Annotated in this window: 22 protein-coding genes; 8 read left to right on the forward strand and 14 right to left on the reverse strand. The window is 63.8% G+C overall.

The genetic code is table 11. The features are described 5' to 3' along the window. Positions 1 to 294: 294 nt before the first annotated feature. The gene (locus tag EJ066_RS01850) at positions 295 to 1,125 is read left to right on the forward strand and encodes an alpha/beta hydrolase (protein ID WP_126034543.1); all 831 of its coding nucleotides are present in this window, start codon (positions 295 to 297) and stop codon (positions 1,123 to 1,125) included. A 75-nt stretch (positions 1,126 to 1,200) separates the two neighbouring features. Beyond that, positions 1,201 to 1,437 (forward strand): Lrp/AsnC ligand binding domain-containing protein, encoded by a 237-nt coding sequence (locus EJ066_RS01855; RefSeq protein WP_126034544.1) that lies wholly within the window; start codon positions 1,201 to 1,203, stop codon positions 1,435 to 1,437. A gap of 61 nt (positions 1,438 to 1,498) precedes the next feature. On the opposite strand, the gene EJ066_RS01860 is transcribed toward EJ066_RS01855, so the two are convergent. Then, positions 1,499 to 2,578 (reverse strand): AI-2E family transporter, encoded by a 1,080-nt coding sequence (locus tag EJ066_RS01860; RefSeq protein ID WP_126034545.1) that lies wholly within the window; start codon positions 2,576 to 2,578, stop codon positions 1,499 to 1,501. Positions 2,579 to 2,730: 152 nt separating this feature from the next. Further along, a complete protein-coding gene (locus EJ066_RS01865; RefSeq protein ID WP_126034546.1) occupies positions 2,731 to 3,567 on the reverse strand; it encodes a universal stress protein in 837 nt (278 codons plus the stop codon). A 329-nt stretch (positions 3,568 to 3,896) separates the two neighbouring features. Between EJ066_RS01865 and EJ066_RS01870 the strand changes: the two genes are divergently transcribed. Continuing rightward, entirely contained in the window at positions 3,897 to 4,079 is a 183-nt protein-coding gene (locus tag EJ066_RS01870; protein WP_126034547.1) for a hypothetical protein, read from the forward strand. Here EJ066_RS01870 and EJ066_RS01875 read toward each other — a convergent pair. Further along, positions 4,059 to 4,337, reverse strand: a complete 279-nt coding sequence (locus tag EJ066_RS01875) for a hypothetical protein (RefSeq protein WP_126034548.1) — start codon at positions 4,335 to 4,337, stop codon at positions 4,059 to 4,061. The genes EJ066_RS01870 and EJ066_RS01875 overlap by 21 nt on opposite strands. Positions 4,338 to 4,861: 524 nt before the next feature. Here EJ066_RS01875 and otnK point away from each other — a divergent pair. The 3 genes from otnK to EJ066_RS01890 are packed head-to-tail and all read left to right on the forward strand — an operon-like array spanning position 4,862 to position 7,526. Further along, a complete protein-coding gene (otnK, locus tag EJ066_RS01880) occupies positions 4,862 to 6,115 on the forward strand; it encodes a 3-oxo-tetronate kinase (RefSeq protein ID WP_126034549.1) in 1,254 nt (417 codons plus the stop codon). After that, positions 6,112 to 6,747, forward strand: coding sequence for an aldolase (locus EJ066_RS01885; protein ID WP_126034550.1), 636 nt, complete (start codon positions 6,112 to 6,114; stop codon positions 6,745 to 6,747). Before otnK ends, EJ066_RS01885 begins: the two co-directional genes overlap by 4 nt. 2 nt (positions 6,748 to 6,749) lie before the next feature. Then, positions 6,750 to 7,526, forward strand: coding sequence for a TIM barrel protein (locus EJ066_RS01890; protein ID WP_126034551.1), 777 nt, complete (start codon positions 6,750 to 6,752; stop codon positions 7,524 to 7,526). A gap of 203 nt (positions 7,527 to 7,729) precedes the next feature. Here the strand turns inward: EJ066_RS01890 and EJ066_RS01895 are convergent, their stop codons facing one another. The 7 genes from EJ066_RS01895 to EJ066_RS01925 all read right to left on the reverse strand — a co-directional run bounded on the left by EJ066_RS01895 (position 7,730) and on the right by EJ066_RS01925 (position 19,160). Continuing rightward, on the reverse strand, positions 7,730 to 9,244 hold the full coding sequence (locus tag EJ066_RS01895) for an aldehyde dehydrogenase family protein (protein ID WP_126034552.1): 1,515 nt from the start codon (positions 9,242 to 9,244) through the stop codon (positions 7,730 to 7,732). Between the two features lie 182 nt (positions 9,245 to 9,426). Continuing rightward, complete coding sequence (locus EJ066_RS01900; protein WP_126034553.1) at positions 9,427 to 10,701, reverse strand: RNA polymerase sigma factor; 1,275 nt, start codon at positions 10,699 to 10,701, stop codon at positions 9,427 to 9,429. Then, positions 10,698 to 11,072 (reverse strand): YciI family protein, encoded by a 375-nt coding sequence (locus tag EJ066_RS01905; RefSeq protein ID WP_126034554.1) that lies wholly within the window; start codon positions 11,070 to 11,072, stop codon positions 10,698 to 10,700. Before EJ066_RS01905 ends, EJ066_RS01900 begins: the two co-directional genes overlap by 4 nt. A gap of 114 nt (positions 11,073 to 11,186) precedes the next feature. Then, the gene (locus EJ066_RS01910) at positions 11,187 to 12,293 is read right to left on the reverse strand and encodes a DNA topoisomerase IB (RefSeq protein ID WP_126034555.1); all 1,107 of its coding nucleotides are present in this window, start codon (positions 12,291 to 12,293) and stop codon (positions 11,187 to 11,189) included. A gap of 150 nt (positions 12,294 to 12,443) precedes the next feature. Further along, positions 12,444 to 13,328 carry a transglutaminase family protein gene (locus EJ066_RS01915; RefSeq protein WP_126034556.1) on the reverse strand — a complete coding sequence of 295 codons (885 nt, stop codon included), beginning with the start codon at positions 13,326 to 13,328 and terminating at the stop codon, positions 12,444 to 12,446. A 24-nt stretch (positions 13,329 to 13,352) separates the two neighbouring features. Beyond that, positions 13,353 to 15,758 carry a circularly permuted type 2 ATP-grasp protein gene (locus tag EJ066_RS01920; protein WP_126034557.1) on the reverse strand — a complete coding sequence of 802 codons (2,406 nt, stop codon included), beginning with the start codon at positions 15,756 to 15,758 and terminating at the stop codon, positions 13,353 to 13,355. Positions 15,759 to 15,764: 6 nt separating this feature from the next. Then, positions 15,765 to 19,160 carry a transglutaminase family protein gene (locus EJ066_RS01925; protein WP_126034558.1) on the reverse strand — a complete coding sequence of 1,132 codons (3,396 nt, stop codon included), beginning with the start codon at positions 19,158 to 19,160 and terminating at the stop codon, positions 15,765 to 15,767. Between the two features lie 403 nt (positions 19,161 to 19,563). Between EJ066_RS01925 and EJ066_RS01930 the strand changes: the two genes are divergently transcribed. After that, positions 19,564 to 20,496, forward strand: a complete 933-nt coding sequence (locus EJ066_RS01930; RefSeq protein ID WP_126034559.1) for an IS110 family transposase — start codon at positions 19,564 to 19,566, stop codon at positions 20,494 to 20,496. A gap of 193 nt (positions 20,497 to 20,689) precedes the next feature. On the opposite strand, the gene EJ066_RS01935 is transcribed toward EJ066_RS01930, so the two are convergent. Next, a complete protein-coding gene (locus EJ066_RS01935) occupies positions 20,690 to 21,880 on the reverse strand; it encodes an acyl-CoA dehydrogenase (RefSeq protein WP_126034560.1) in 1,191 nt (396 codons plus the stop codon). A gap of 165 nt (positions 21,881 to 22,045) precedes the next feature. On the opposite strand from EJ066_RS01935, the gene EJ066_RS01940 reads away from it, so the two are divergent. Further along, entirely contained in the window at positions 22,046 to 22,930 is an 885-nt protein-coding gene (locus EJ066_RS01940; protein WP_126034561.1) for a LysR family transcriptional regulator, read from the forward strand. Between the two features lie 223 nt (positions 22,931 to 23,153). Here the strand turns inward: EJ066_RS01940 and EJ066_RS01945 are convergent, their stop codons facing one another. The 3 genes from EJ066_RS01945 to EJ066_RS01955 form a co-directional block, all read right to left on the reverse strand. After that, a complete protein-coding gene (locus tag EJ066_RS01945; RefSeq protein WP_126043714.1) occupies positions 23,154 to 23,438 on the reverse strand; it encodes a type II toxin-antitoxin system RelE/ParE family toxin in 285 nt (94 codons plus the stop codon). Further along, positions 23,438 to 23,716: a type II toxin-antitoxin system ParD family antitoxin gene (locus EJ066_RS01950; protein ID WP_126034562.1), complete on the reverse strand. Its 279-nt coding sequence runs from the start codon at positions 23,714 to 23,716 to the stop codon at positions 23,438 to 23,440. Before EJ066_RS01950 ends, EJ066_RS01945 begins: the two co-directional genes overlap by 1 nt. An 88-nt stretch (positions 23,717 to 23,804) precedes the next feature. Beyond that, the gene (locus EJ066_RS01955) at positions 23,805 to 26,117 is read right to left on the reverse strand and encodes a Tex family protein (RefSeq protein ID WP_126043715.1); all 2,313 of its coding nucleotides are present in this window, start codon (positions 26,115 to 26,117) and stop codon (positions 23,805 to 23,807) included. Between the last annotated feature and the right edge of the window lie 50 nt (positions 26,118 to 26,167).

Here is a 26,167-nt window from a genome sequence, read left to right on the forward strand (position 1 = left end):
GATCGCGATAGAGGCCCTCGACGACGCGCCCCCTTGCGCATGCCGCCGCCCCTATGAGCTACGCCCTCTGTCGACACCGCCTGCGCCCGGTCGGTGGCGTAAAGCCTGCCATCGCAGCGTCTCTCGTAACCCGCACAATACCGGAATCCCCTGGTCCAGACAGCGCGTTTCGACGGCAGGATGACATCGAACCGGATTTATTCAAGCATGAACTTTCATGGTTGAAATATTCGCTGCATCTGGACAGATTGGCACAGCCGGGCAATTGAAGCCTGTATCGAGCGGGAGAGGGTAATGATCTACCGTCGCGTTGAAGACTGGGACGACGCCTATGCGAACGGTCCCAACATCCCGGGCGGCGACCGCTGGCCCGGCCTGTGGGTGGAGCAGGCCAAGGCATTTCGCGACAAGCTCTCAGCCACGGGAAGGATGAAGCTCGATCTTTCCTATGGCGACCGGCCGCGCAACCGCTTCGATCTGTTCTTGCCCGAAGGCGAGCCGAAAGGGCTCGTCGTGTTCGTTCATGGCGGCTATTGGGTACGTTTCGACAAAAGCCTCTGGTCGCATCTGGCGCAAGGCAGCCTCGCACGCGGCCATGCGGTCGCGATGCCCTCCTACACGCTCTGTCCCGATATCCGCATCTCCGGCATAGTGACGGAAGTCGCGGCGGCGATCGAGGCTACCGCGAGAATGATAGGAGGGCCGATCCGCCTCGCCGGTCATTCCGCGGGCGGGCATCTCGCCTCGCGGATGATTACGACGTCCGCGCCGATTTCGCGGGACGTGCAGCGGCGGATTGTATCCACGGTGTCGATTTCCGGGCTCCACGATCTGCGGCCGCTGATGAACATCGCTGCCAATGCCGATCTCAAGATCGACCGGGAAGAAGCAATGGCGGAAAGCCCTGCCCTGCTCGAGCCCATGGCGGGAGCGCGATTGGCCTGCTGGGTCGGCGCGGGCGAGCGCGCCGAGTTCATCCGGCAGAACGCCCTGCTCGCCAACATCTGGACCGGCCTCTGTGCATGGACGTCAGCTATCGAGGAGCCAGACCGGCACCATTTCAACGTCATCGACGGGCTTGCCGATCCTGACCACGCCCTGACGAGAACTTTGTTGACAGGCTGAAGGCGACGCCTGACTCTGGCCGGGGATTTGCTGAGGCAGCGGCCCGAAGGGCCGGACTGCAATGCGAGGAATACGATGAGACCGGTTTTCGTGCAGCTTCAATGTTCGCCTGGCAAGACCTACGAAGTTGCCGACGAGTTGTTCGAGCGTGAGGTTGCGTCCGAACTCTATTCGACCAGCGGCGATTATGACCTGCTGATGAAGGTCTATATCGAAGATGACGTCGATATCGGCAAATTCATCAACGAGAATGTTGCCAATGTGCCGGGCATCGTCCGCTCGCTGACGACGCTGACCTTCAAAGCGTTCTGAGGCTCCCGAGGACATTTCCGTTTCACAGGCACCGCGCCAATCGCATTCTCGCGCCGATGATCTAGGTTGCGCGCCAAACAGGCGAACGCGCCGCCTCGGGTTGATCGTTCAATCGGTTCTTGAGGATATCGATGAGGCTGATGGTGACCGCGATCACCGCAGGGCCGAGGACGAGCCCTGATGCTCCAAAGAGGACGATGCCACCGACCGCGCCGATGAAGGCCACCAACGTGTGGAGCCGCAGCCGGCTCCCGACAAGCATCGGATAGAGCAGATTGTCGATGCCGGCGACAACGACGCCGCCCCAGACCGTCAGTATCGCCGCGCTCGCCCACGCTCCTTCCAACGCGAGGTAGATCGCTGCCGGCACCCAGATCACGAAGGCGCCGAGCACTGGCACGATGGCCAGAAGTCCCATCACCAGGCCCCAGAAGACCGGAGTGGGCAGGCCGAGCCACCAGAACATCAGGCCGCCCAGCGCTCCCTGCACAGCGGCAACGAACACGGTACCCATCAGGATCGCATGCACCGTCTCCGCAAAGCGGGACAGGATGTATGCCGTCTCCGGAGCACGCAGGGGCGAGAGACCCTCGATCCCCTGCAAGGCGGCTTCGCGGTCCCGCAGGAAATAGAACAGCAGGTAGAATGTCAGCACGAACATCACGGCCTGATTGATCGAGACGCGCAACAGCGACGTGCTTTGTCCCGTCAGCCATTGTACGAGTGCGGCGACCGAGCCCGCCGGATCGAGTTGGTCCTCGATCCACAGGGCAACGGCCGAAAGTGTGGGATAGTTCGACATGAAGCCATCCGCGTCCCAACCCCGGATGACTCCCTCCAGATAGGTGGCTCCGTTTACCGCTTCGCGAACGAGCTGCTGTGCAACGAATACCAGCGGCAGGCCGACGGCGATCGCCGCGACGCCAACCGATATCAGGGCTGCCAGATTTCGATTTCCGAGCCTTCCCTCGAGCCGCCGATGAGCCGGATAAAGGATGATTGCCAGCACGAGGGCCCAGGTCAAAGCCGGTAGAAACGGCAGCGCCAGCAGATAGCAGACATACAGACCGAGCGCTGTCGCCGCCAGGACGCCAAGAAATCTCAGTTGTTTCAGGTCGGGCATCTGTTTCAGGTCAGGCATCTGTCGTCGTTCCACAAGCCAGGCAAGCCTAATCGGTTCCCTTAAAAAAGGGCAGCTACCGTTGCCGTGCCCTTAGGGTGAAGGCGCTGTCGGCCCGGACGCGCAAGCACGTCAACGGGTTCGCCGGCAATTTCCATATCGGGACACGCGGTTCAGTGTGAGAACAACACCGGCAACCTAAGCTCATCGAGCACATCCTCGGTTGCCCCGCCCAGCACGAAATCGCGAACGACAGAGTGGCCGTAACCGCCCATCACCAACAAATTGGCTCCCCGCTCGATGGCATGCGACTGCAGGCCGATCCCAACCGGGCGCTCGTCAGCGTCGATAGAGGCGGCTTCCGCGGTCAGCCCACTCTTCCCAAGCCCCGCTGCCAGGCGCTCGGCGCCATTGCCTTCCATGATGGGCTTCTCACCGACGATGGTGAGCACGGTGATCTTGGATGCTCGTTCGAGGAATGGCTTGGCGTCCGCGACGGCGCGCGCTGCGACCCGGCTCCCATCCCAGGCGATCGCAACATGGTCGATCGGCTCGAAGGCCGGGGTCTCCGGCAGCAGGATGGCCGGCCGGCCGGCTCCGAACATGACGGCTTCCGCAGTGGCCCGCGACGTCGGATTGTCGGCCTCCCATCCGAGCAGCGAGATATCGAAATAACGTGCCTCGATTGCCGCGGCTTCGCCAATCAGCGCCAGCGCGGCCGACGACACGCCGGTCGTCAGGCTCACCGATTTCCTTGTGGCTTCCTCACGAATCCTCTCGAGCAGGTGCTCGCCGCGCTGGCGACCCGCCGCTTCGGCTTCACGAATGAGTTCCGGCAATTTGAGCAGCAGCCGCGACATGACGTTCGAAACGTCCGGAATATGGGCGTTGATAACTTCGGCATGAAGTTCGGCGTCCAGATATGCTGCAATCGCCGTCGCATTGGATGCGATCGCATCCGAGTTGCTGTCTGGATAGGTGGTAAGAGGGAGAAATGCCTGCAATTTCACGGGTCGATACCCCTCGTTGAAACGACATCGCCAGACACCGGCTGGGTGGGGCGACGCCGAGGGTATAATTGATGCATACCGGCCGCCAAGCTTTGACGTGGCTCAAATCGACCAGTTCTGCGAAAGAAGCAGCACGCCATGCTTTCGCTGAACCGGCGTTTCGGCCCGGCGTTCCGGCGACATCCGTTCCCTGAGTAGGAATCCGCAATCGCCAAATCTGGTCGCCAGGCATCTACCAGCCACTCGATCGTTGTTTTCGATTGATCCAGATCAAAGCCTTTCCGCCTTTCGCGCAGTCTCCTCGATCAGTCTTTGAAGGGAGAACAAACGTGCCAACGGACAGCTTGCTGGTTACTATCGCCGTCTTGGTCGTCTTTGCATTTTTTATGGCTGTGCTGAGCTATGCCTCTTTCGATGAGTCGCGTCGTCTGCCGCGCAAACAGCGCTTGGCCGTGGTCAAGACAGATGCGGAAGGGAAATCTCGTCCGTATTCAGTCAAGCCGAAAGCCTGAAGCATCAAATATGAGATAGCGCCCCGTAATCAGGGGAACCTTGAGGATGGGGCCTTCCTGATTTCGGTCCTGCATCGGCGGGCCTGCGACGTATGCGTGTCCCTTTAGCATGGTCTGCCAGATCGTAGGGAAGTCCGCGCCCTTGCTTCGCGTCGAATTACACTCCTTGACAAGCTTGGAGACGATGTTCGCCATCGGCGCGACCTCTTCGATAAGCTGCTGATTCCCAAGCCATCCTATGATCGCGACCGCCTGCATTTGATTTAAATCAAATGACCCGACATTTCTCGCTCATTGGGCTGGTTATGCCGGTCCATGCGCCATAAGGCTGAAGTTGTCGATTCAGCCGACTATCTGAATCAGATGCAAGAGGGGAGCGTGTGGGTGGGAATCAGCTTCGATAGCGACACAGGGCCAATAGAAAAAAGGCCGGACTGTTAAAGTCCGGCCAAGCATGAAGGTTCAAAACCTCCAGAGGGGAACGCGCCGGACGCAATGGGAGGAAACATCCGACGCAAGGCACATATGGGTCAGCCCAGGTGACGTTTCAACGACATGTGGTGGGCCACATCAGCCGCTCCGTAGAGCCACGCGCGGATTCAATCGTCACGGGCCGTGTTTCAGTTTTAGCGTGACAGCCATGTGAGAACGGTTTTACTGGACTGCTTAACAGTCCAGTTGTCGGTGATATGATGCCGCCTCCCCATAGCATGTACGTCATCGTTGTCGGCGCGACCGAAATGCTGGCTGCACTTGGCAGACCCTTGCGCTAGGGATCCACCATGCTTCTGGGAGCCATCGCCGACGATTTCACCGGTGCGAGCGATCTCGCCAATACGCTTGCCAAGGGCGGCATGGCGACGACGCAATTCATCGGCACCAGCGCCGATCCGGCGCCGTCCGGTTGTGAGGCAGGCGTTGTCGCCTTGAAGACACGGTCCATCGCCGCCGAACAGGCGGTGCGCCAGTCGCTTGAGGCCGCGCGCTGGCTGCTCGCGCAAGGCTGCGAACAGATCGTCTTCAAATACTGCTCGACATTCGATTCCACGCCGAAAGGCAATATCGGTCCCGTCGTCGAAGCCCTGCTCGACCTTCTCGGAGCGGACGTGGCGGTCGTCTGCCCGGCCTTTCCCGCGACCGGACGCCGACTGTTCATGGGCCATCTGTTCGTCGGCGACCGGCTGTTGAACGAATCCGGCATGGAGAACCATCCGCTGACGCCGATGACCGACCCCGATATCCGCCGCTGGCTTCGGCTCCAGACCCGTGGCGAAGTGGGGTTGGTGCCGCTGCATACGGTCCGTGGCGGTGTGTCGGCCATCGGGCAGGCCTTCGCCGAGCAGCAGGCACAAGGACGGCGGCTTGTCGTCGCCGATGCGGTCGCGGAGGACGATCTTCGGCTGCTCGGTCAGGCGCTTGCCGGCCACCGGCTTGTAACCGGCGGCTCCGGCATCGCGATGGGACTGCCGGAGAATTTCCGCAAGGCCGGCCGGCTTTCCCAGAGAACGCACGCCGCCGCAAGCGCCGCGGGGCCAGCCGTCGTGCTGTGTGGCTCCTGTTCGAAGGCTTCGCAGGCGCAGGTCGCCGCCTATCTCGCCGCCCATCCCGGCTTAGCTCTCGATCCGGCCGCGCTGATGGACAAAACCATGACGATCGACCACGCGGTCGATTGGTTCTGGCGGCAAAAGCAGGTGCCGATCATCTATTCGACAGCCGACGCCACCGCTGTTTCCGGCGCCCAGGCGCGCTACGGGCGCGCCGAGGTGGCGGAGACCATAGAGCGTTTCTTCGCGACGCTCGTGCGCCGGCTCGTCGACGGCGGGGTGCGCCGCGTGGTGGTCGGCGGCGGCGAGACATCCGGCGCCGTGGTCGAGGCGCTCGGCGTCAGCAGCCTGCGAATTGGCGAGGAGATAGACCCCGGTGTGCCGGCGTTGCTGGCCGATCGCGGCGGGCCGCTTGGCCTCGCGCTGAAGAGCGGCAATTTCGGCGCGAATGATTTCTTCGAGAAAGCAGTGCAAAGGATCGGTACGCTATGAGCGAACAGGCAATCCGCGACAATCTGGTCAAATGGGGCAAATCGCTGTTCGAGCGCGGCCTCACCGCCGGCTCGTCGGGCAACATGTCGGCGAGATTGGACGACGGGTTTCTGTTCACGCCGACCAATTCCTGCCTCGGTTTCCTCGACGCCGACAGGCTGTCGAAACTCGACGCCTCGGGCAAGCATGTCTCGGGCGACGCGCCGACCAAGGAATTGCCGCTGCATTTCGGCTTTTACGACCAGCGGCCCGCGGCGCGCGCCGTGGTTCATCTTCATTCGACCTATGCGACCGCGCTGTCCTGTCTCTTAGACGTCGATCCGGCCGACGCCATTCCGCCGATCACCCCCTATGTCGTGATGCGTGTCGGACAGGTGCCGGTGGTGCCCTACACCCGCCCCGGTTCGGAGGCGGTCAAGCCGCTGATCGACGCGCTTGCCGCGCGCCATCCCGCCGTCCTCCTGCAGAACCATGGGCCTGTGGTGGCCGGCGCCTCGCTCGATGCGGCAGTCTTCGCCATCGAGGAACTCGAGGAAGCGGCAAAGCTTGCCATCATCATGCGAGGCATGAGCGTCCGCCATCTCGATGCCGGCGCCATCGCCGAGCTCAACCAGCATTTCAAGCTGAAGTGACCATGCCGAGATTTTCCGCGAACCTCGGTTTTCTGTGGACCGACCGGCCCTTGCTGGACCGCATCGCCGCAGCCGCATCGGCGGGTTTCAAAGCGGTCGAACTGCATTGGCCCTATGACGTCCCGGCCGGGCTTGTGAAGCAGGCTTGTGAAAAGCACGGCGTGGAATTGCTCGGCATCAACACGCCTGTCGGCGATGCCGCCAAGGGCGATTTCGGCCTTGGCGCGCTGCCGGGCCGGCAGTCGGATTTCGCCAAGAGCTTCCATCAGGCCGCGGCCTATGCGCGCCAGAGCGGCGCGTCGTCGGTCCATGTCATGGCCGGTGTCGTCGAGCCTGAAGCCAAGCCGGAAGCCACGGAAGTCTTCGCGCGCAATCTCGCCTTCGCGGCAGCTGCCGCCCCGGATCTGACGCTGCTTCTGGAACCGATCAACCAGCGCGACAAACCGGGATATTTCTATTCGACGATCGCCGAGGCGGCGGCGTTGATCGAACGCGTCCGCGCGCCCAACATCCGGATCATGTTCGACGTCTACCATGTCGGCGTCAGCGAAGGCGACATCCTCACACGCCTCGAACGTAATTTGCCGATGATCGGCCATGTGCAGATCGCCGCCGTTCCCAGTCGCGCCGAGCCGGACGAAGGCGAGATCGCCTATGGCGCCATATTCGCCGCGCTCGACCGGCTCGGCTATGCCGGCTGGGTCGGCTGCGAGTACAGGCCGCGCGCCGGCACCGACGAGGGATTGCGCTGGATGAAGACGCTCCAGGTTTCGCTGTGAGCAAGAGGAGCAGCGAAAGCGGTGGCGGCCTGCGGCTGCGACAAGAAGGATCGGCAGCGTCGAGATCGCACGCGATTGTGGACCAACTGTCGATCTTGTAACCGGTTGTAGCCTCACAAGCCCGACAGGAGATCAGGACGAGATTTTGGATTCGTCGTGGCGGCCGTTGTGGCCGCCACGGTTCTGGAGATGCCCAAGCGTCCTCAGTCGATGTCGAAGGAGACGCCCTGCGCCAGCGGCAGCGCCTTCGAATAGTTCACCGTGTTGGTGGCACGCCGCATATAGGCCTTCCAGGCGTCCGAGCCGGATTCGCGGCCGCCGCCGGTCTCCTTCTCGCCACCGAAGGCACCGCCGATCTCGGCCCCTGACGTGCCGATATTGACATTGGCGATGCCGCAGTCCGAACCGTCGACGCCGAGAAAGCGTTCGGATTCCTGCAGGTCGCGGGTGAAGATCGACGACGACAGTCCCGCGCCGACCGCATTGTGCTCGTCGAGCACGGCGTCGAAATCCGAGTATTTCATCACGTAGAGGATCGGCGCGAAGGTCTCTTCGGTCACCGGCGAGACTTGGCTTTGCATTTCGACCAGTGCAGGATGCACATAATAGGCGTCGGGATGGCCGTTCTCGACCCGGCCGCCACCGGTCACCTTGCCGCCATGAGCTGTGGCTTCCTTCAAAGCCTTCTGCATGTTGTCGAAGGCTGCCTTGTCGATAAGCGGACCGACCAGCGCTGATGTCTCCAGCGGATTGCCGACCGAAACACTCTCATAGGCCTTCTTCAGGCGCGGCAGCAGAGCGTCATAGACGCTGTCGTGCACGAACAGACGCCTCAGCGTCGTGCAGCGCTGTCCGGCCGTGCCCATGGCGCCGAAGGCGATGGCGCGCAGCGCCATGTCGAGATCGGCCGTCGGGCAGACGATACCGGCATTGTTGCCGCCGAGCTCCAGCACGGCGCGCGCAAAGCGCTTCGCCAGCCGCGGACCGACATCCCGGCCCATACGGGTCGAGCCGGTGGCCGAGACCAGCGGAACCTTCGGATGATCGACCAGGATTTCGCCGACGGCGCGATCGCCGATCAGCACCGGCGCCAGGCCTTGCGGCGCGTCATCGCCGAAACGCTTTGCAGCGCGCTTGAAGATTGCTTCGCAGGCGAGCGCCGTCAGCGGCGTCTTCTCCGACGGCTTCCACACCACCGCGTCGCCGCAGACCAGCGCAAGCGCTGCATTCCACGACCACACCGCGACCGGGAAATTGAAGGCCGAGATGACGCCGACGACACCCAGCGGATGCCAGGTTTCCATCATGCGATGGCCGGGGCGCTCGGTGGCGATGGTCAAGCCGTATAATTGCCGAGAGAGGCCGACGGCGAAATCGCAGATGTCGATCATCTCCTGCACTTCGCCGAGCCCTTCGGACGGGATCTTGCCGACTTCGATCGACACTAACCGGCCAAGCTCGGCCTTGTGCGCGCGCAGTTCCTCGCCAAGCAGCCGTACCAGTTCGCCGCGCTTCGGCCCCGGCACCAGCCGCCACGCCTGGAAGGCTTTATGGGCATTATCGATGGTCTTGGCCGCATCGGCCGGCGAGATCGTCTTCAGCGCTGCGATCTGCTCGCCAGTCACCGGGCTGCGCACGATAAGATCGCCGCCCGAAAGCGCGCCCTCGGCGACGCCCAGTTTCGCCAGCAGCCCGGCTGTTTCCTTCGCAATCGTCATTTTTGTCCCTTTCAGATCCCGTCGCTTATATGGCGTCGGTCAAAGTCTTGTGCCATGCCGTCCCTGTGCCGATCGGCACATCAGGCACTGTCATGGCGTGGCATTACTCGTTTCAGGGAAAAATCGCCACCCCGGCATGGTCTAAGCCAAGGTCGGACCGTTGAACCAGTGAGGTGAGCGATTCAGCGCGCCGTCTGCGCGGTTCCCCGCGCGGCGCCTTCCTTCATCAGCCGGTCGATATGCATGCGGATATGGGCGGCCTCGGCTGCCGTGTTGGCAAGTGCGATGGCGCGGTCGAAGGCGATTCGCGCCTCCTCGCCACGACCAAGCTGCATCAGCAGTCCGCCCTTGAGGCCAAAGAAGTGGAAATAGCCGGAAAGCCTCTGCTCCAGCGGCTCGATCATCGCAAGTGCCGCTTCCGGCCCGCGCACCTTGGCGACCGCGACGGCGCGATTGAGCGTCACCACCGGCGACGGCTGCATCTGCTCGAGCAGGCCGTAGAGCAGGTCGATCTCGGTCCAGTCCGTGTCTTCGGGCTTTTCCGCCCGCGCATGCAGGGCGGCGATCGCCGCTTGCACCTGGTAGGGACCGGGCTTCTGGTGGCGCAGCGCCTTGTCGACCAGCGCCAGCCCCTCGTCGATCATCTTGCGGCTCCACAGGCCGCGGTCCTGGTCTTCGAGCAGGACGATCTCGCCGTTCTCGTCGAAACGCGCCGGCGCACGCGCATGCTGGAGAAGCAAAAGCGCCGTCAGGCCCATGATCTCCGGCTCGGTCTGGAACAGCCTGAGCAGCAGCCTGGCCAGCCGGATCGCCTCTTCGCAGAGCGGCGCACGGGCCGGCGCCTCGCCGCTGTTGGTCGAATAACCTTCGTTGAAGATCAGGTAGACCATGGCGGCGACGGCGGCGAGCCGTTCGGACCGCTCGACCGCACCGGGCGTCTCGAACGGCACGCCGGCATCGGCGATGCGCGCCTTGGCGCGTGTGATACGCTGCTCCATGGCGCTTTCACCGACGAGAAAGGCGCGGGCGATCTGCTTGACGGACAGGCCGGAGACGATGCGCAACGCCACGGCGATCTGCTGCGTCGCCGGCAGGTCGGGATGGCAGCAGATGAACAGCAGCCGCAGGATGTCGTCGCGGTAATGCGCGCCGTCCAGCCGCTCGGCGATATCGGTCTCGGCATCCTCCAGATCGGAGATCTGGTCCTCTTCCGGCAGCGGCGCCTGCTTGGCACGCTTGCGCACCGCGTCGATGCCGCTGTTGCGGCCGACAAAGATCAGCCAGGCTGCCGGATCGCGCGGCGGGCCGTTTGCCGGCCAGTTCTTCAGCGCTCTCAGGCAGGCGTCCTGGAAGGCTTCCTCCGCCGCATCGAGATCGCGGAAGTAGCGCAGCAACGCGCCCATCGCCTGCGGGCGGGCGGTGCTGATCGCCGAGCTGATCCAGGCAAGGTCGGTCATGCGGAAACCTTAGCGGGATTGAAGAGCGAAACCGGCCGTATTTCGTAGGAGCCGCCGCTCGGGTTGACCTCGGAAAGCTCGCGGGCGAAGTCGACGGCCTCGCCGAGGTCGCCGCATTCGAGCGTGTAGAAACCGAGGAACTGTTCCTTGGTTTCGGCAAACGGACCGTCGATGACGACCGCTTCGCCCTTGACCTTCCTCAGCGTTGTCGCGGCGGTCGTCGGCAGCAGCCGCGCCACTGGCCCAAGCCGGCCGGCTTTGGCGTATTTTTCCTGCACACCCAGAAGTTTCGTCATGACCTCGTCATCCTGTTCCTTGCTCCAGGAGCAGACGACGTCTTCAGAGGCGTAGCAGAGGATAGCGTAGAGCATGGGATGTCCTTTTCTCCGTCAAAGGACGAAACACTAGGACCGATCCCGACAGTGCGTCGATAAAAAAATCACCCCGCGATGGACATGCAAGCCGGCGACGGCACGTACCTGGCATCAGCCCTCCCGTGCCTTCAGCCATCTCAGGACGAGCAGTTCCTCGTCATCGAGGCCGGGGATCGACCGCTTCCGCTTGTTCGCATCCGCCATTTCGAGGCGCAGCCGTCCTTCGGACCAGGCTTCGAAAACCTGCGGGTGGATGTAGCATTTGCGGCAGACGGCGCGCGTGTTGCCCAGCCGCTCGGCCACCTTGTCGACGACGCCGTTCATAACCCGCCTCTGCTGTGCCTGGCTTTCGGGCCGTTCGGTTTGCGCAAGCAGCGACGTAGCATGAATGGTGCCGCCCCAGGTTCGGAAATGCTTGGAGCTGAAATCGGCCCCGGCCGTCTCCCTGATGTAGCGGTTGACGTCGTCGGAGCGGATCGGTCGCCTGCTTCCGTCCTCGTCGAGATACTGGAACAGCTTCTGGCCCGGCAGATCCTGCGCCCCGCGCACGATCCTGGCGATCCGGCGATCGACGAGCTTCAGTTTCCATTCCTTGCCGGACTTGCCTTTAAAGGCGAAACGCAGGCTCGAGCCATTGATGTCGACATGGCGGTCGCGCAGCGTGGTCAGTCCAAAGCTGTTGTTGTCACGAGCGTAGGCGGCATTGCCAACGCGGATCATCGTGTTGTCGAGCAGCCAGACCACAGCGGCGACAACCCGTTCCAGCGGCAGGCCGCGACGGCGCAGATCGGCATCGATCTGGCGTCGCAGTTCAGGCAGGCTTTCCGCAAAGGCGACGAGGCTCGAATATTTGACGCCGTCGCGCTCCTCCGCCCACAGCGCATGGTAGCGATACTGCTTGCGCCCGCGCTGATCCCGGCCCGTCGCCTGGATATGACCGTCGGCATCCGGCGAGATCCACACGTCCGTCCACGCCGGTGGAATTGCGAGCGCCTTGATGCGGGACATCGAGACCTCGTCGACGCCCTGCCCGTCAGGCCCTTTGTATGAAAATCCCCTGCCAGCCCTGAACCGGCGGATACCGGGCTCGGCGTCGGTGATGTAGGAAAGCGAGGCGCGATCGGCAGAGGCTTGCGACCCATTTTTCGACACCCCGTTCTTTGGTGCAACCTTCCTGGCAGCCAATCGGCCAGTCGACGACCCGGATTTGTCCAGCATATCCTCTCCACGGAATTTTCCCGTAGATAAGCGACGGATCGGCCGCTGGTTCCGCCATGGCTACACAAAGATGTCAGGTTTGCCGCATGCGCGTTTGGGAACCGGTCTTCCGTCGATGTTCGGCGCATACGATTGCGGCCTTGCTTGCCGTCATGCCTTTTCGAGCACGACCGGAATGACGTCGACCGCTTGCTCGCCGACCTGCCCTCCGGTCGTCTTCAGGACGCCGACGATCGGCGCTACATCCGAATAGTCGCGGCCGTGGCCGACGGTGATGTGGTCGTTGCTTGCCCGCATGCCGTTGGTCGGATCGAATTCCTGCCATCCGGTGTCGCGCCCGCACCACACCTTCACCCAGGCATGCATGGCGTCGGCCCCTTCCAGTCGCGGTTTTCCGCGCGGCGGAATGGTGCGCAGGAACCCGCTGACATAGCCGGCGGGGATACCCAGGCCGCGCAGGCCGGCGATCATGATGTGTGAAAAATCCTGGCAGACACCTCGTTTCAGCCTGAAAGCGTCGCTGGCTCGGGTCCGGACGGTGGTCGCCTTGCCGTCATAGGTGAAATCGCGATGAATGCGGTCGCACAGGTCCATGGCGATGCCGGCGACGGAACTGCCGACACTGCCCCGCGCGTAATCCGTGATCGCCGCGTCGACGCCTGCATGGTCGCTGGCTGCCAGGAAGTGATGCGGTGTATCAGGCGACAGCGACCGCACCGCGTCGAGTTCCTCGCGCAGCTGGCGAATGTCGGGCGACACGTCGAGCCCGGGTTCCGGCCGCGAGACCGCAACGCGCGCGCTCATCCTGATGTCGAGTGCATCGTGAACGTCGCGAAAGGCGATCGACGTGACGCTGTTGCCAAAGAAATCGGAAAAGTCCGAGCGTTCGCTCGGTGCCGGCGCGAAGGACAGCGAAGCGGCGATCACGCGCTGCACGCCTGATATCGTCGGCGGCAATACGTGCACCTGATGACGGCCGCCGCCGGCGGCAGCATCATAATCGTAACGCAGATTGAGCCTGATGTCGTAGAGCATGCCCGCCTTTATCCGAACCCGCCCTTACCCGAAATAGGCTTTGGCGAGGCTGTTGTAGAGGCCGCCGATCTCGTCGGCGAGATCGTCCAGGGCCTTCGCCGTCATGTCCGAGGGCTCCATGATGGCAATCGCCGTGTTGAGCTGCAGTATCTCCTTCGCTGCCGGCGACATATGCCCCTCGCCGCCGACGGAAGGCAACAGTGCGATTTCGGCCTTCAGCCGCTCGAGCTGGAACAGGATGGAGCGCGGGTTGAGCGGATCGAGCACCAGGAGGTCGATCACCGTGCGCCGGCCGGCCTGCACCGGGTACTGCCGCCGATGGGTCATGACGCTGTCGCCGATCTCCAGCATCATGTCGAGCGCGCCGTCCGGCGCCGCAGCCCTGGTCAGCCGGGCGAGCGTGCGAGCTATCTGGATGCCGCGTTCCAGGCGCCGGCCGATCTCCAGGAAGCGCCAGCCGGTGAAGCGGTACATATTCTCATGCAGCAGGCCGGAAAACCCGGCGAGCTTGCGCAGGATGACCGTCATCGCCCGCGTCGCGTCATCGCCCGGCGCCACCGTTGTCGCGAATTGATGGATGGTCTTCGACAGATCCTTCAGCGCCAGCCAGCCATCGGGCGAGAAACGGTCGCGGATCTGCCCAGCGCTGTAGACGGCGCTGTCCAGCGTGCCGATCAGCCCCGGCGGGATCGCCGTCGTGACGTCGATGCCGAACGGTTCGAGATGGTCTCTGATATCGGCAAGCAGCGGCATGTCCGGATCGGACGCCTCGGCCAGCCGCACGTGATAGGCGCGCAGGATGCGCACCGTGTCTTCCGATCGCTCGATATAGCGGCCGAGCCATGTCAGGTTTTCCGCCGCGCGGCTGGGCAGGCTGCCCGGCAAGGTGCGGGTGAAGCTGTCATGCTCCTGCGGCAGCAGCGTCTCGCGCTCCACCGGTCTGTCGCTGACCACCCACACATCCGCCGCCTGGCCGCCACGCTGCATGGCGATGGCGGTCGGGTCGAGCGAGAAGCCGACACGGGCAAAACCGCCTGGCATCACCGTCCAGCCTTCCGGCGTTCGCGCCAGATAGACGCGCAGGCTTGCCGGCCGCGGCTCCAGCCAGCCGCCGACATAGACCGGCGTGGTCGAAAGCGTCACCGCTTCCTGTCCGACGAAGTCGCCGCCGTCCCGTTCGATCCGGGCTATCAGTTCGGCCCGCTCCCCGGCAACCAGCGCCGAGCCCAGCCTGGTGCAATCGTCATCCTCGAAGGCAAGCCGCGTCGACAGCGCCGGACCGATCACCATGCGGTCGAGATTGGCGAGCACATGCGCGCGCTCCGTCTCCCGCCCGCACCACCATGTCGCGACGCTCGGCAAGAGAAGTTCCTCATTGCGCAATTCGCGCGAAATCTTCGGCAGGAAGGCGAACAGCGCCCGCGTTTCCATCAGGCCGGAACCGAGCGCGTTGACGGCCGAAACGGCTCCCCGGCGGACCGCCTCGACCAGCCCTGGCGTGCCGATCTGCGAATCCGGCCGCAACTCGAGCGGATCGGCGAAGGCGGCGTCGAGCCGTCGCCACAGCACGCTGACCGGCATCAGCCCTGAAACGGTGCGTACCATGAGCCGGCCGCCGGAGACGGTCAGATCCTCGCCTTCGAGCAGCATGATGCCGAGATAGCGGGCGATATAGGCATGTTCGTAGTAGGTTTCGTTGAGCGGCCCCGGCGTCAGGATGGCAACCCGGCCGCCTGATACCTTGGCCATGCCGTTCAGCGCGTCGCGAAAGCGACGGAAGAAGCCGGCAAGGCGGTGCACATGCATCTCGCCATAGATGTCGGACAGCGCACGCGTGGTGGCGACGCGGTTTTCCAGCGCGAAGCCGGCACCCGACGGCGCCTGCGTGCGGTCGCCCAGAACCCACCAGCGGCCATCCGGTCCACGGCCGAGCTCGAAGGCGCAGAAATGCAGGAAATGGCCGCTGGCCGGCCTGATACCGACGACGGGCCGCAAATATTCCGGGCTGGCCGCGATCAGTCCCGCCGGCAGGATGCCTTTCTCGACCAGACGGTTCGGCCCGTAGATATCGGCGATCGTTTCCTCGAACAGCTCGGCCCGCTGGACGAGGCCGGCGCTGATGTCAGCCCATTCCTGCTCCTCGATCAGCAAGGGAACATGCGCCAGCGGCCATTCGCGCTCATTGGCGCCGGCCTTGTCGTAGACGCGGTAGTAAACACCGGCGTCGCGCAGATACTGGTCGGCGCGGGCGAAGCGTTGGGCGAGCTTTTCTGGCCCCAGCTCTTCCAGTGCCTCGATGAAGTCCTTCCAGACCGGGCGGGGATTGCCCGATGCATCGACCATCTCGTCGACGACGCCGTCGATCGGCTGGTAATGCTCCAGCAGGTTATGCGGCCTGCCGTGGATTTTCTCGTGATTCCCCTTTGCCATGGCTGATCAGAGTCTTGCGGGCCGCCGCAGGTCAAGGGTCATCGGAAAATCCTCAGAAGCTTCTTCGTCGCGCAGCACGTAACCGGACGGCGTATGGCCGCGCGGCTCGAAGCGGGCGAGGCGTCGCGCCTCCGCTTCGTTGCCGTTGACCGGGAAGGTGTCGTAGCTGCGCCCGCCGGGATGCGCCACATGATAGACGCAGCCGCCGACCGCCCGGCCCGACCAGCGGTCGTAGATGTCGAAGACCAGCGGCGTGTTGACCGGCAGCGCCGGATGCAGGCCCGATGCCGGCTGCCAGGCCTTGAAGCGGACGCCGGCCACCGCGATTTCTCTGACGTCGGTCACCTTCATCGGCACGATGCGGCCGTTACAGACGACGGCGTGACGCTCCGGGTTGAGCCCTTCGGTCTTCACCTGCAGCCGCTCGACCGAGGAATCGACGAAGCGCACGGTGCCGCCGATCGCGCCCTGCTCGCCCATGACATGCCACGGCTCCAGCGCTTGCCGCAGCTCCAGCTTGATGCCGGCTTGGCTAACCTCGCCGCAGAACGGGAAGCGGAATTCGAGCTGCGCGTCGAACCATTCGGGGCGAAACTCGAAGCCGTTCAGCTTGAGATCATCGAGCACGTCGAGAAAGTCAGCCCAGACATGGTGCGGCAGCATGAAACGGTCATGCAATGACGTGCCCCAGCGCACGAAGCGGCCATCGAGCGGGTTTTTCCAGGCGCGGGCGATGATGGCACGCACCAGCAATTGCTGCGCCAGGCTCATGCGCGCATTGGGCGGCATCTCAAAGCCGCGGAACTCGACCAGCCCCAGCCGGCCGGTCGGGCCGTCCGGCGAAAACAGCTTGTCGATGCAGATTTCCGAGCGATGCGTGTTGCCGGTAACATCGGTCAACAGGTTGCGGAACAGCCGGTCGACCAGCCACGGCAATGGCGCATTGTCCTTGTCCGGGTGCGGCACCTGCGCCATCGCGATCTCGAGCTCGTAGAGCGAATCGTGGCGCGCCTCGTCGAAGCGCGGCGCCTGGCTGGTCGGACCGATGAACAGGCCTGAGAACAGGTAGGACAAAGACGGGTGCCGCTGCCATTGCAGCACCAGGCTCTTCAAGAGGTCGGGGCGGCGCAGGAACGGGCTGTCATTGGGTGTCGCGCCGCCGACGACGACATGGTTGCCGCCGCCGGTGCCGGTATGGCGGCCGTCGATCATGAACTTGTCGGCGCCAAGCCGCGTCTGCCGCGCCTCCTCGTAGATCGCCATGGTCGTCGCCACGCAGTCCTGCCAGTTCGCGGCCGGATGGATGTTCACCTCGATGACACCGGGATCCGGAGCCACACGGATGACGTTGAGGCGCGGATCGTGCGGCGGGCCATAACCCTCGATATGCACTGGCAGGCCGATGGCCTTTGCCGCGTTCTCGGCCGCCGCGACCAGTTCGAGATAATCTTCCAGCGCCTCGACCGGCGGCATGAACACGCAAAGCCGTCCGTCGCGCGGCTCGACCGACAGCGCCGTGCGCACCGCGCCGCCGATCTCGGTGATCTCCTGCTCGACCCGGTCCTGCTGGCCGGTCGCGGCGGTGAAGGACACCGCCTGCTGGCGGCGCACCATTTCGTCGGCGCCTTCCAATTCGGCCGGACTGGCCTCGGGCAAAGGAGCGGCCACAGGCAAGGGAGCGGCCTCGGGCACAATGGCCTCGCGCGCCGGCAATGGCCCGCGCGGCAGGGAAGGATCGACCGGCACGATGTAGGGGAATTGCGCCGGCGGCACATAGGGAAGCGTGCCAAGCGGCAGGCGGTAGCCGACCGGTGAATCGCCCGGCACCAGGAACAGCTTGCCGCGCCGCGTCTTCCACTTCTCCGAACGCCAGCGCGGACCCGACGCCTGACTGTTCCAGCGCTGCACAGGCAGGACATAGCCAGACGGCTTGGTCAGGCCGCGTTCGAACACCCGCGCCATGCGGCTGCGCTCCTCGGGGTCCTCGAGCTTCGAATTGGACGGATCGACATTGTCCGGCAGCTTGCCTTCCTTGAGCAGCCACTCGGCCGGGTCCTCATAGGCTTCGCTGACCATGGCCTTGTCGATGCCGAGTTCATCGGCAATCGTCGTCAACAGGCTTTCAGCCTGCTTCGGCCCGATATCTGCTTCGCTGTTTTCCCGTGCGATCAGCGACGGGTCGCTCCACACCGGCTCGCCGTCGGTGCGCCAGTAGAGCGAGAAGGTCCAGCGCGGCAGGCTCTCGCCTGGATACCACTTGCCCTGCCCGTAATGCAGGAAGCCGCCGGGCGCGAAACGCTCACGCAGCCGGCGGATCAAAGCATCGGCCTTTTCGCGTTTGGTCGGGCCGACGGCGGCGGTGTTCCACTCCTCCGCCTCGAAATCGTCGATCGACACGAAGGTCGGTTCGCCACCCATGGTCAGCCGCACGTCCCCGGCCTCGAGCGCGGCATCGACCTGATTGCCCAACCCATCAAGCGCCTGCCAGCTTTCATCCGAGAACGGCTTGGTGATGCGCGGGTGCTCGGCGATGCGGTCGACCCGCATGTCAAAGCCGAACTCGACATTGGCGAAGCTCGCCATGCCGGAAATGGGCGCGGCGTTGCGGAAATGCGGCGTTGCCGCCAGCGGTACATGGCTTTCGCCGGTGAGCAGGCCGGAGGTCGGGTCGAAGCCGATCCAGCCGGCCCCCGGCAGATAGACTTCGCACCAGGCATGCAGATCTGTGAAGTCGATCGCCGTGCCGGGCGGCCCGTCGAGCGCGACGAGGTCAGGTTTCAACTGGATCAGGTAGCCGGAGACGAAACGCGCGGCAATGCCGAGATTCCTCAGGATCTGCACCAACAGCCAGCTCGTATCGCGGCACGAACCTTTCTTGGCGGCCAGCGTTTCCTCCGGCGAAAAGACGCCGGTTTCCATGCGCACGATATAGGCGATCTCGCGTTGCAGCCGCGCATTGAGATCGACGAGGAAATTGACGGTGTTGGTCGGACTGCGGCCGATGGTTTTCAGGAACGCCGACAGCAGCGGCCCGGCCGGCTCCGGCGTCCGGTAGATGGCAAGATCGTCGCTGATCTCTTCCGGGTATTCGAACGGAAACGTCTCGGCCGACGGCTCGACGAAGAAGTCAAACGGATTGTAGACCGTCATGTCGGCGACGAGGTCGACCTCGATCTTCAGTTCGCTCACCGGCTCAGGAAAGACGAAGCGGGCGAGGAAATTGCCATAGGGGTCCTGCTGCAGATTGACGAAGTGGTTCGCCGGCTCGACCTTCAGCGAATGGCTGAGCACCTTGGTTCGGGAATGCGGCGCCGGCTGCAGCCTGATGACCTGAGGGCCGAGCACGACCGGCCGGTCATATTTGTAATGGGTCAGGTGGTAGACGGCTGCCAGAATTGCCATGGTGCCCCGTAAGTCGGCGTTTCAAACGAATTCGCCGAACCCTGACACAAATGCTGGCCATTCTCCAAGCAGAGATGTTGCGGTGCACCTAATTTACGCGGCTATTGAACGCTGCCTGGCATGATTGATCACTGCCGGCTTCCAGCGAGCGTCTGCGCTTGGCGAAGACCCTCGCGTCTTCGTCATCCTGGGGCGGAGCAAGAAGCGCAGCGACGCGGCGCAGACCCCAGGATCCTGTGTGTTGGTTCAGGTGTATGGTTTGAAGTGGGAAGGAGGCCGAGTGGATCCTGGTCGTCCTTTCGGACAGGCCGTGGCATGGCCCGGTCCCTTCCCACCGGTGAACCATCAACCTGAACAGTTGCACGGGGCTGTTCCAAGCAGACCCCGCACCACAGGAAGAGGCATGGACATGATAGTGCAGAACTATGTCGGCTGCGACATCTCCAAGCAGTGGCTCGATTTTTTTGATGAGACAAGCAACCGATATCAGCGCATCGCCAACCAGGCCGATGCGATCGCTGCCTATGTGGCGGGCCTCGACCCCAGTCGAGACTTCATCGTCATGGAGGCGACAGGCGTCCATGACCGGCTGCTGCGCCACGCGCTGGCCAAGGCAGGCGTTCCATTCTCCCGGCACAACCCGGCGCACACTCACCCCTATGCCAAGTCGACGAGACGGCGAGCCAAGACGGATCGTCTCGATGCCAGGATGCTGAGCGGCTATGGCCGCCGCTATCAGCCTGCACCCGAGCCGGGGCCGTGCGAAGAAAACGAGCGACTTCAATCGCTTGCCCGTCACCGTGACCAACTGGTCGATATGCGGGCAAGGCTGAAGAAGCTCCTCGGTGAGGCCTTCGAGGAGACTGTCGTTGCCGAGCTGGAAGACATGATTGCCGGCTTCGACACACGCATCAAAGCGCTCGAGAGCCGGATCGCCAAAGTCATTCGTCAATCCGAGGACACCGCCCGCGATTATACGCTGATGATCTCCGTGCCCGGTGTCTCCAAGATCAGCGCGCTCTCGCTCCTAGCGCACCTGCCAGAGCTCGGCCAGCGCTCGCCTAAGTCGATCGCGGCACTCGCCGGCCTTGCCCCGTTCGATAATAAGAGCGGTAAGCTCCAACGCAGGAGCCAGATCCAGGGCGGTCGATCGCGTGTGCGTCGGGCTCTCTATATGGCGGCGCTGAGCGCCATCCGAGCCTGTGACCGCTTCAGAGCTTTCTACACCGACCTTGCAGCCCGCTCAGGCTCCAAGAAACTGGCCATCATCGCCGTCGCAAGGAAGCTCCTGGTCGTCCTCAACGCCATCATCCGCGATAAAACCGCATTCGCATGAACACAGTTGCCATGCCGTGAGTTCGGCCGAAGAACGCAGCGGCGCAAAGGTTGCGATCCCTTCTGCCTGACTTCCGCACTGCAGGTTCTGCGCCGATGCGGCGCCTCGACGTCACGGCATGGATCCTCGGGTCTGCGCTCCGCTTCGCGTTCGCTCCGCCCGAGGATGACGAAGCGGAGGGCTTGGCCAACTACTAAAAGAACGCCTGCAACCCGGTCTGCGCCCGCCCAAGGATCAGCGCATGCACGTCGTGCGTGCCTTCATAGGTGTTGACGGTTTCAAGGTTCTGCGCGTGGCGCATGACGTGATAGCCGATCTGGATGCCGTTGCCGCCATGCATGTCGCGGGCCTGCCGGGCAATGTCGAGCGCCTTGCCGCAATTGTTGCGCTTGACGATCGAGATCATCTCCGGCGCCATCTTGCCTTCGTCCATCAGCCGCCCGACGCGCAGGCTGCCCTGCAGGCCGAGCGCGATCTCGGTCTGCATGTCGGCGAGCTTCTTCTGGAAAAGCTGCGTGCCGGCCAGCGGCTTGCCGAACTGCTTGCGGTCGAGGCCATATTGGCGCGCCCGGTGCCAGCAATCTTCCGCCGCGCCCATCGCGCCCCAGGAGATGCCGTAGCGCGCCCGGTTGAGGCAGCCGAACGGACCTTTCAAGCCGGAGACGTTGGGCAGCAGCGCGTCTTCGCCGACCTCGACGCCCTCCATCACCACCTCGCCGGTGATCGACGCGCGCAGCGACAGCTTGCCGCCGATCTTCGGCGCCGACAGCCCCTTCATGCCCTTTTCCAGCACGAAGCCGCGAATCTGGTTGTCATGCGCCGCCGATTTCGCCCAGACGACGAAGACGTCGGCGATCGGTGCGTTGGATATCCACATTTTTGAGCCGGAGACCTTGTAGCCGTTTGCCGTCTTCTCGGCTCGCGTCTTCATGCCGCCCGGGTCTGAACCGGCATCCGGCTCGGTCAGGCCGAAGCAGCCGATCCACTCGCCGCTGGCGAGCTTCGGCAGGTATTTCTTGCGCTGCGCCTCCGAGCCATAGGCATGGATCGGATACATCACCAGCGACGACTGCACGCTCATCATCGAGCGATAGCCCGAGTCGATGCGCTCGACCTCCCGCGCCACCAGCCCGTAGGTGACGTAGTTGGCGCCGAGCCCACCATATTCTTCCGGAATGGTTATGCCGAGCAGCCCGGCCTCGCCCATCTCGCGAAAGATCCCGGCATCCGTCTTTTCCTCGAGATAGGCTTCCTCGATCCTGGGAGCGAGCTTGTCGGCGGCGAATGCCGCCGCGCCATCGCGCACCATCCGCTCGTCTTCCGAAAGCTGGTCCTCGATCAGGAAGGGATCTTCCCAGACGAATGCGTTCTTGTCGGCGGCCATGGCCTCGGTCTCCAGAATCTATGCATGTCGCCCAAAAGTGTTCAGCGGTTTTGGGATAACGACATGCACAAAACAAAAAATCTCGGATGCCGGGGCTTATCGGCTTCCAGCTCGAAAAAATCAAACGAAATTGCTTCACCGATCAATGATCGTTAGTAATGGATCATGAACGTTCAGCGCCGCCTTTTGCCTGGTATCAGCGCCCTTGCCGCCTTCGAGGCGGTGGCCCGGCTGGGCAGTTTCACCGCCGCCGCGCAGGAACTCGATCTGACCCAGGGCGCCGTCAGCCGCCAGATAAGGCATTTGGAGGACCAGTTCGGCCGCCGGCTGTTCGATCGCGACAGCCGCAATGTCAGGCTGTCGTCGGCAGGAGAGATCTATGCCGAAGCGGTGCGCGCCGCGCTGGGTCAATTGCGCGACGCAGCTCTTGGATTGATGAGCAATCGGCATAGTGGCATCTTGAACCTCGCCATTCTGCCGACCTTCGGCACGCGCTGGCTGATGCCGATGATCCCCGATTTCGTCGAAAACAACCCGGACATCACCATCAATTTCGTCACCCGCATCGGCCGCTTCGACTTCGCTCGCGAAAGGCTCGACGCCGCCATCCATTTTGGCTTGCCCGACTGGCCGGACGCCGACTCGACGCTGCTGGTCCGCGAAGAGGTGGCGCCTGTCGTCTCGCCCGAATTTCTGGCCGGCCGCGCCATTGCCACGCCTGCCGATATCGGTCGCCTGCCGCTGCTGCATATGGCGACGCGGCCCGGCGCATGGACCGAGTGGTTCGAGCATCAGGGTTTGAGCGCGCCGACCGGGCCGGGCATGCAGTTTGAGCAATTCGGCACCGCCGCCCAGGCCTGCATGGCCGGGCTCGGCGTGGCGCTGCTGCCGCAGGTCCTCATATCCGGCGAATTGCAGCGCGGCCAGCTCGTGCCGGCGCCGGGCCGGCCGATGCAAAGCCGCAGCGCCTATTACCTTGTCGTGCCGCACGACAAGCGCGGCCATCCGCCCGTCGCCTCGTTTCGCGACTGGCTGCTCGGTCGCGTTTAAAAGGTGTTTCCGCTTCAGAGCATCGGACCCGAGGCAAGCGACTAAGGGTCCAAACACAAAACCCGCCTCGGGGGCGGGTCGCTGGCGCCAATCGGCACCATGCCAAAATTTCTAGCATAACTGCCGGCACAAAGCAAGAACAAATTTGCCATTTGCGCCAGCCGCCGCGCAAGATATCGAAGAGATTGGCGACTAAGAAATCGACCCGCCTCCGTGCAAACCGCTACAGCAATTCTTGCCACTTCCGCGCGCCACGAACGACGCGCACAATCTCCGCGCCGTCCTCGATCTGGCGATAGAGGATGAGGTAATTTCCTACAGGGAACGTGCGCAAGTCCGCTCGCACTTCCGGCCGCGCAACACCCATTCCCGGCATGTCGGCGATGCGCTGGCAATGGGTGTACATTTCGCCGTACCAACGTAGTGCTGCTGACGGGCTGTCCTCGGCGATGTAGAGCGCAATGGCCTCGATATCCGCCTCAGCTTCCGGTCGTAAGCGCAGCGTCATCACGACTTGCGTTCGGCGATTCTCGCATCGAGCTTGCTTTTGATCCGGGCGAACGCTTGGTTGCCATCGACCGCGTTGCCACTTGCCATGCCTTCGTCCCAAAGACGGCCCAACTCGTTGATAGCCTGATCACGCTGCGTCCGGCGAACCTTCCAGTCGCGCAACGCCTCACGCATCACTTCACTCGCCGAGGCGTATTCGCCCGCCGCGACGACCTCGCGCATCATCGTTGCCATTTCAGGGGTGAGGGCAACACTCACTTTCTCGACATTCGCCATACCGCGCGGTCTCCTTACGTACATACGGTAGGCAACCTTACTACCGATTGCAAGGATCAATACCACGTCGCGTCACGACGCCGTCCAGCTACTTGCGCTTCAAGGCCTCCGCCAACGCGGCGCCGAACGCGCCCTGTTGCGCCGGCCTTTCCGACTGGCGCTGCGGCGCCGGCGCGCGCGGCACCGGTCTGCCGCCATTGTCGCGCGGCTTCAAAGCACCGCCGTCACCATCCTTGCGCATCGACAGGCCGACGCGCTTGCGTTTGATGTCGATGTCGACGACGCGCACCTTAACCACGTCGCCGGCTTTCACCACTTCATGCGCGTCCTTGACGAAGCGGTCGGCGAGTTGCGAGACATGCACCAGCCCATCCTGGTGCACGCCGATATCGACGAAGGCGCCGAACGCCGCGACATTGGTGACGGTGCCTTCCAAGAGCATCCCAGGCTTCAAATCCTTGATGTCGTCGACGCCGTCGGCGAAGGTCGCCGTCTTGAAGCCGGGACGCGGATCGCGGCCGGGCTTTTCCAGCTCCGCCAGGATGTCGCGCACCGTCGGCAGGCCGAACCGCTCGTCGACAAAGAGACGCGGATCGAGCGCCTTGAGCGCGGCACTGTCGCCCATCAGCGAGCGGACGTCGCGCCCGCAGGCGGCGACGATCTTCTTCGCCACGCCATAGGCTTCCGGATGCACAGCCGAGGCATCGAGCGGTTCGGTGCCGTTGGCAATGCGCAGGAAGCCGGCGCATTGCTCGAACGCGCGGGGTCCGAGCCGCGCCACCTTTAACAGATCGCGGCGGCTGGCGAAGGGGCCGGTCGCGTCGCGATGCGCGACAACAGCCTCGGCCAACGATGCGCCGAGACCTGACACCCGTGCCAGCAGCGGCGCCGATGCCGTGTTGAGGTCGACGCCGACGGCATTGACCGCGTCCTCGACCACCGCTTCCAGCGAGCGGCCGAGCCGGTACTGGTCGACGTCGTGCTGGTACTGGCCGACGCCGATGGACTTCGGCTCGATCTTGACCAGTTCGGCGAGCGGATCCTGCAGCCGCCGCGCGATCGACACCGCGCCACGCAGCGACACGTCGAGGCCGGGAAATTCGGCCGCCGCCGTTGCCGAGGCGGAATAGACCGAGGCGCCCGCCTCGCTGACGATAACCTTGAGCGGCTTCAGCCCGGACTCGGCAGGCATGTCGGACAGCATGTCGGCCACCAGCCTTTCCGTCTCGCGGCTGCCGGTGCCGTTGCCGATGGAAATCAGCTCGACCTTGTGCAGGCGGATGAGCTTCGCCAGTTCGGCTTGCGTGCCGCGCACATCGTTCCTGGGCGGGAACGGATAGACCGTCGTCGTCGCCACCAGCTTGCCGGTGCCGTCCACCACCGCCACCTTGACGCCGGTGCGGATGCCTGGGTCGAGACCCATCGTGGCGCGCGAGCCGGCGGGTGCTGCGAGCAGCAAATCCTTCAGATTGCGGGCGAAGACGTGGATCGCTTCTTCCTCGGCCCGCTCGCGCAGATCCCGCATCAAATCGAGCGTCAGATGCAGCGACAGCTTGATGCGCCAGGTCCAGCCCGCCACCTCCATCAGCCAGCGGTCGCCCGGCAACTGGTGGCCGATGGCGTAGGCGTCGGCGATCATCCGTTCGACCGGCTTCACCGGCGAGGCATCGTCGGCATCGACTTCGATGTCGAGCGACAGCACCTCCTCGTTGCGGCCGCGCAGCATCGCCAGGGCGCGATGGCTCGGCACATTGGCCCAGCGCTCGACATGGTCGAAATAGTCGGAGAATTTCGCGCCGGCCTCCTGCTTGCCGTCGACAACGCGTGACCGCATGTAGGCGCGTTCCTTCATGTAGGTCCGCAGCTTGCCGACCAGGTCGGCATTCTCGGCGAACTGTTCGGACAGGATGTCGCGCGCGCCTTCCAGCGCCGCCTTGGCGTCGGCAACCTCTTCGCCGACATAGGCCAGCGCCAGTTCACCGGGCACCGCCGCCCGGTCGGCAAGGATGGCCTCCGCCAGCGGTCCCAGCCCGCGCTCGCGCGCGATCTCGGCCTTGGTCCGCCGCTTGGGTTTATAGGGGAGATAGATGTCTTCGAGTTCCGCCTTCGTGGCAGCCTCGGCGATCTTGGTCTCAAGCTCTTCGGTCAGCTTGCCCTGCTCGCGGATCGAACCAAGGATGGTGTCGCGGCGCGCGTCGAGCTCGCGCAGATAGGCGAGCCGCTCGGCAAGCAGGCGCAGCTGCGTGTCGTCGAGACCGCCGGTGACCTCCTTGCGGTAGCGCGCAACGAACGGCACCGTCGCGCCTTCATCCAGCAGCCCGATCGCCGCAACGGCCTGTTCGGGCCGGGCAGTGATCTCGGCTGCTATGATTGCTGCGATGCGCTTGATGTCGGATGCCATGTCGTTCCTGCTGTCCTGTCGAAAAGAGCGGCGACCATAGGCGCAGAGCG

It is taken from the genome of Mesorhizobium sp. M9A.F.Ca.ET.002.03.1.2 (assembly GCF_003952365.1).
In the GTDB taxonomy this organism is placed as follows: Bacteria; Pseudomonadota; Alphaproteobacteria; order Rhizobiales; family Rhizobiaceae; genus Mesorhizobium.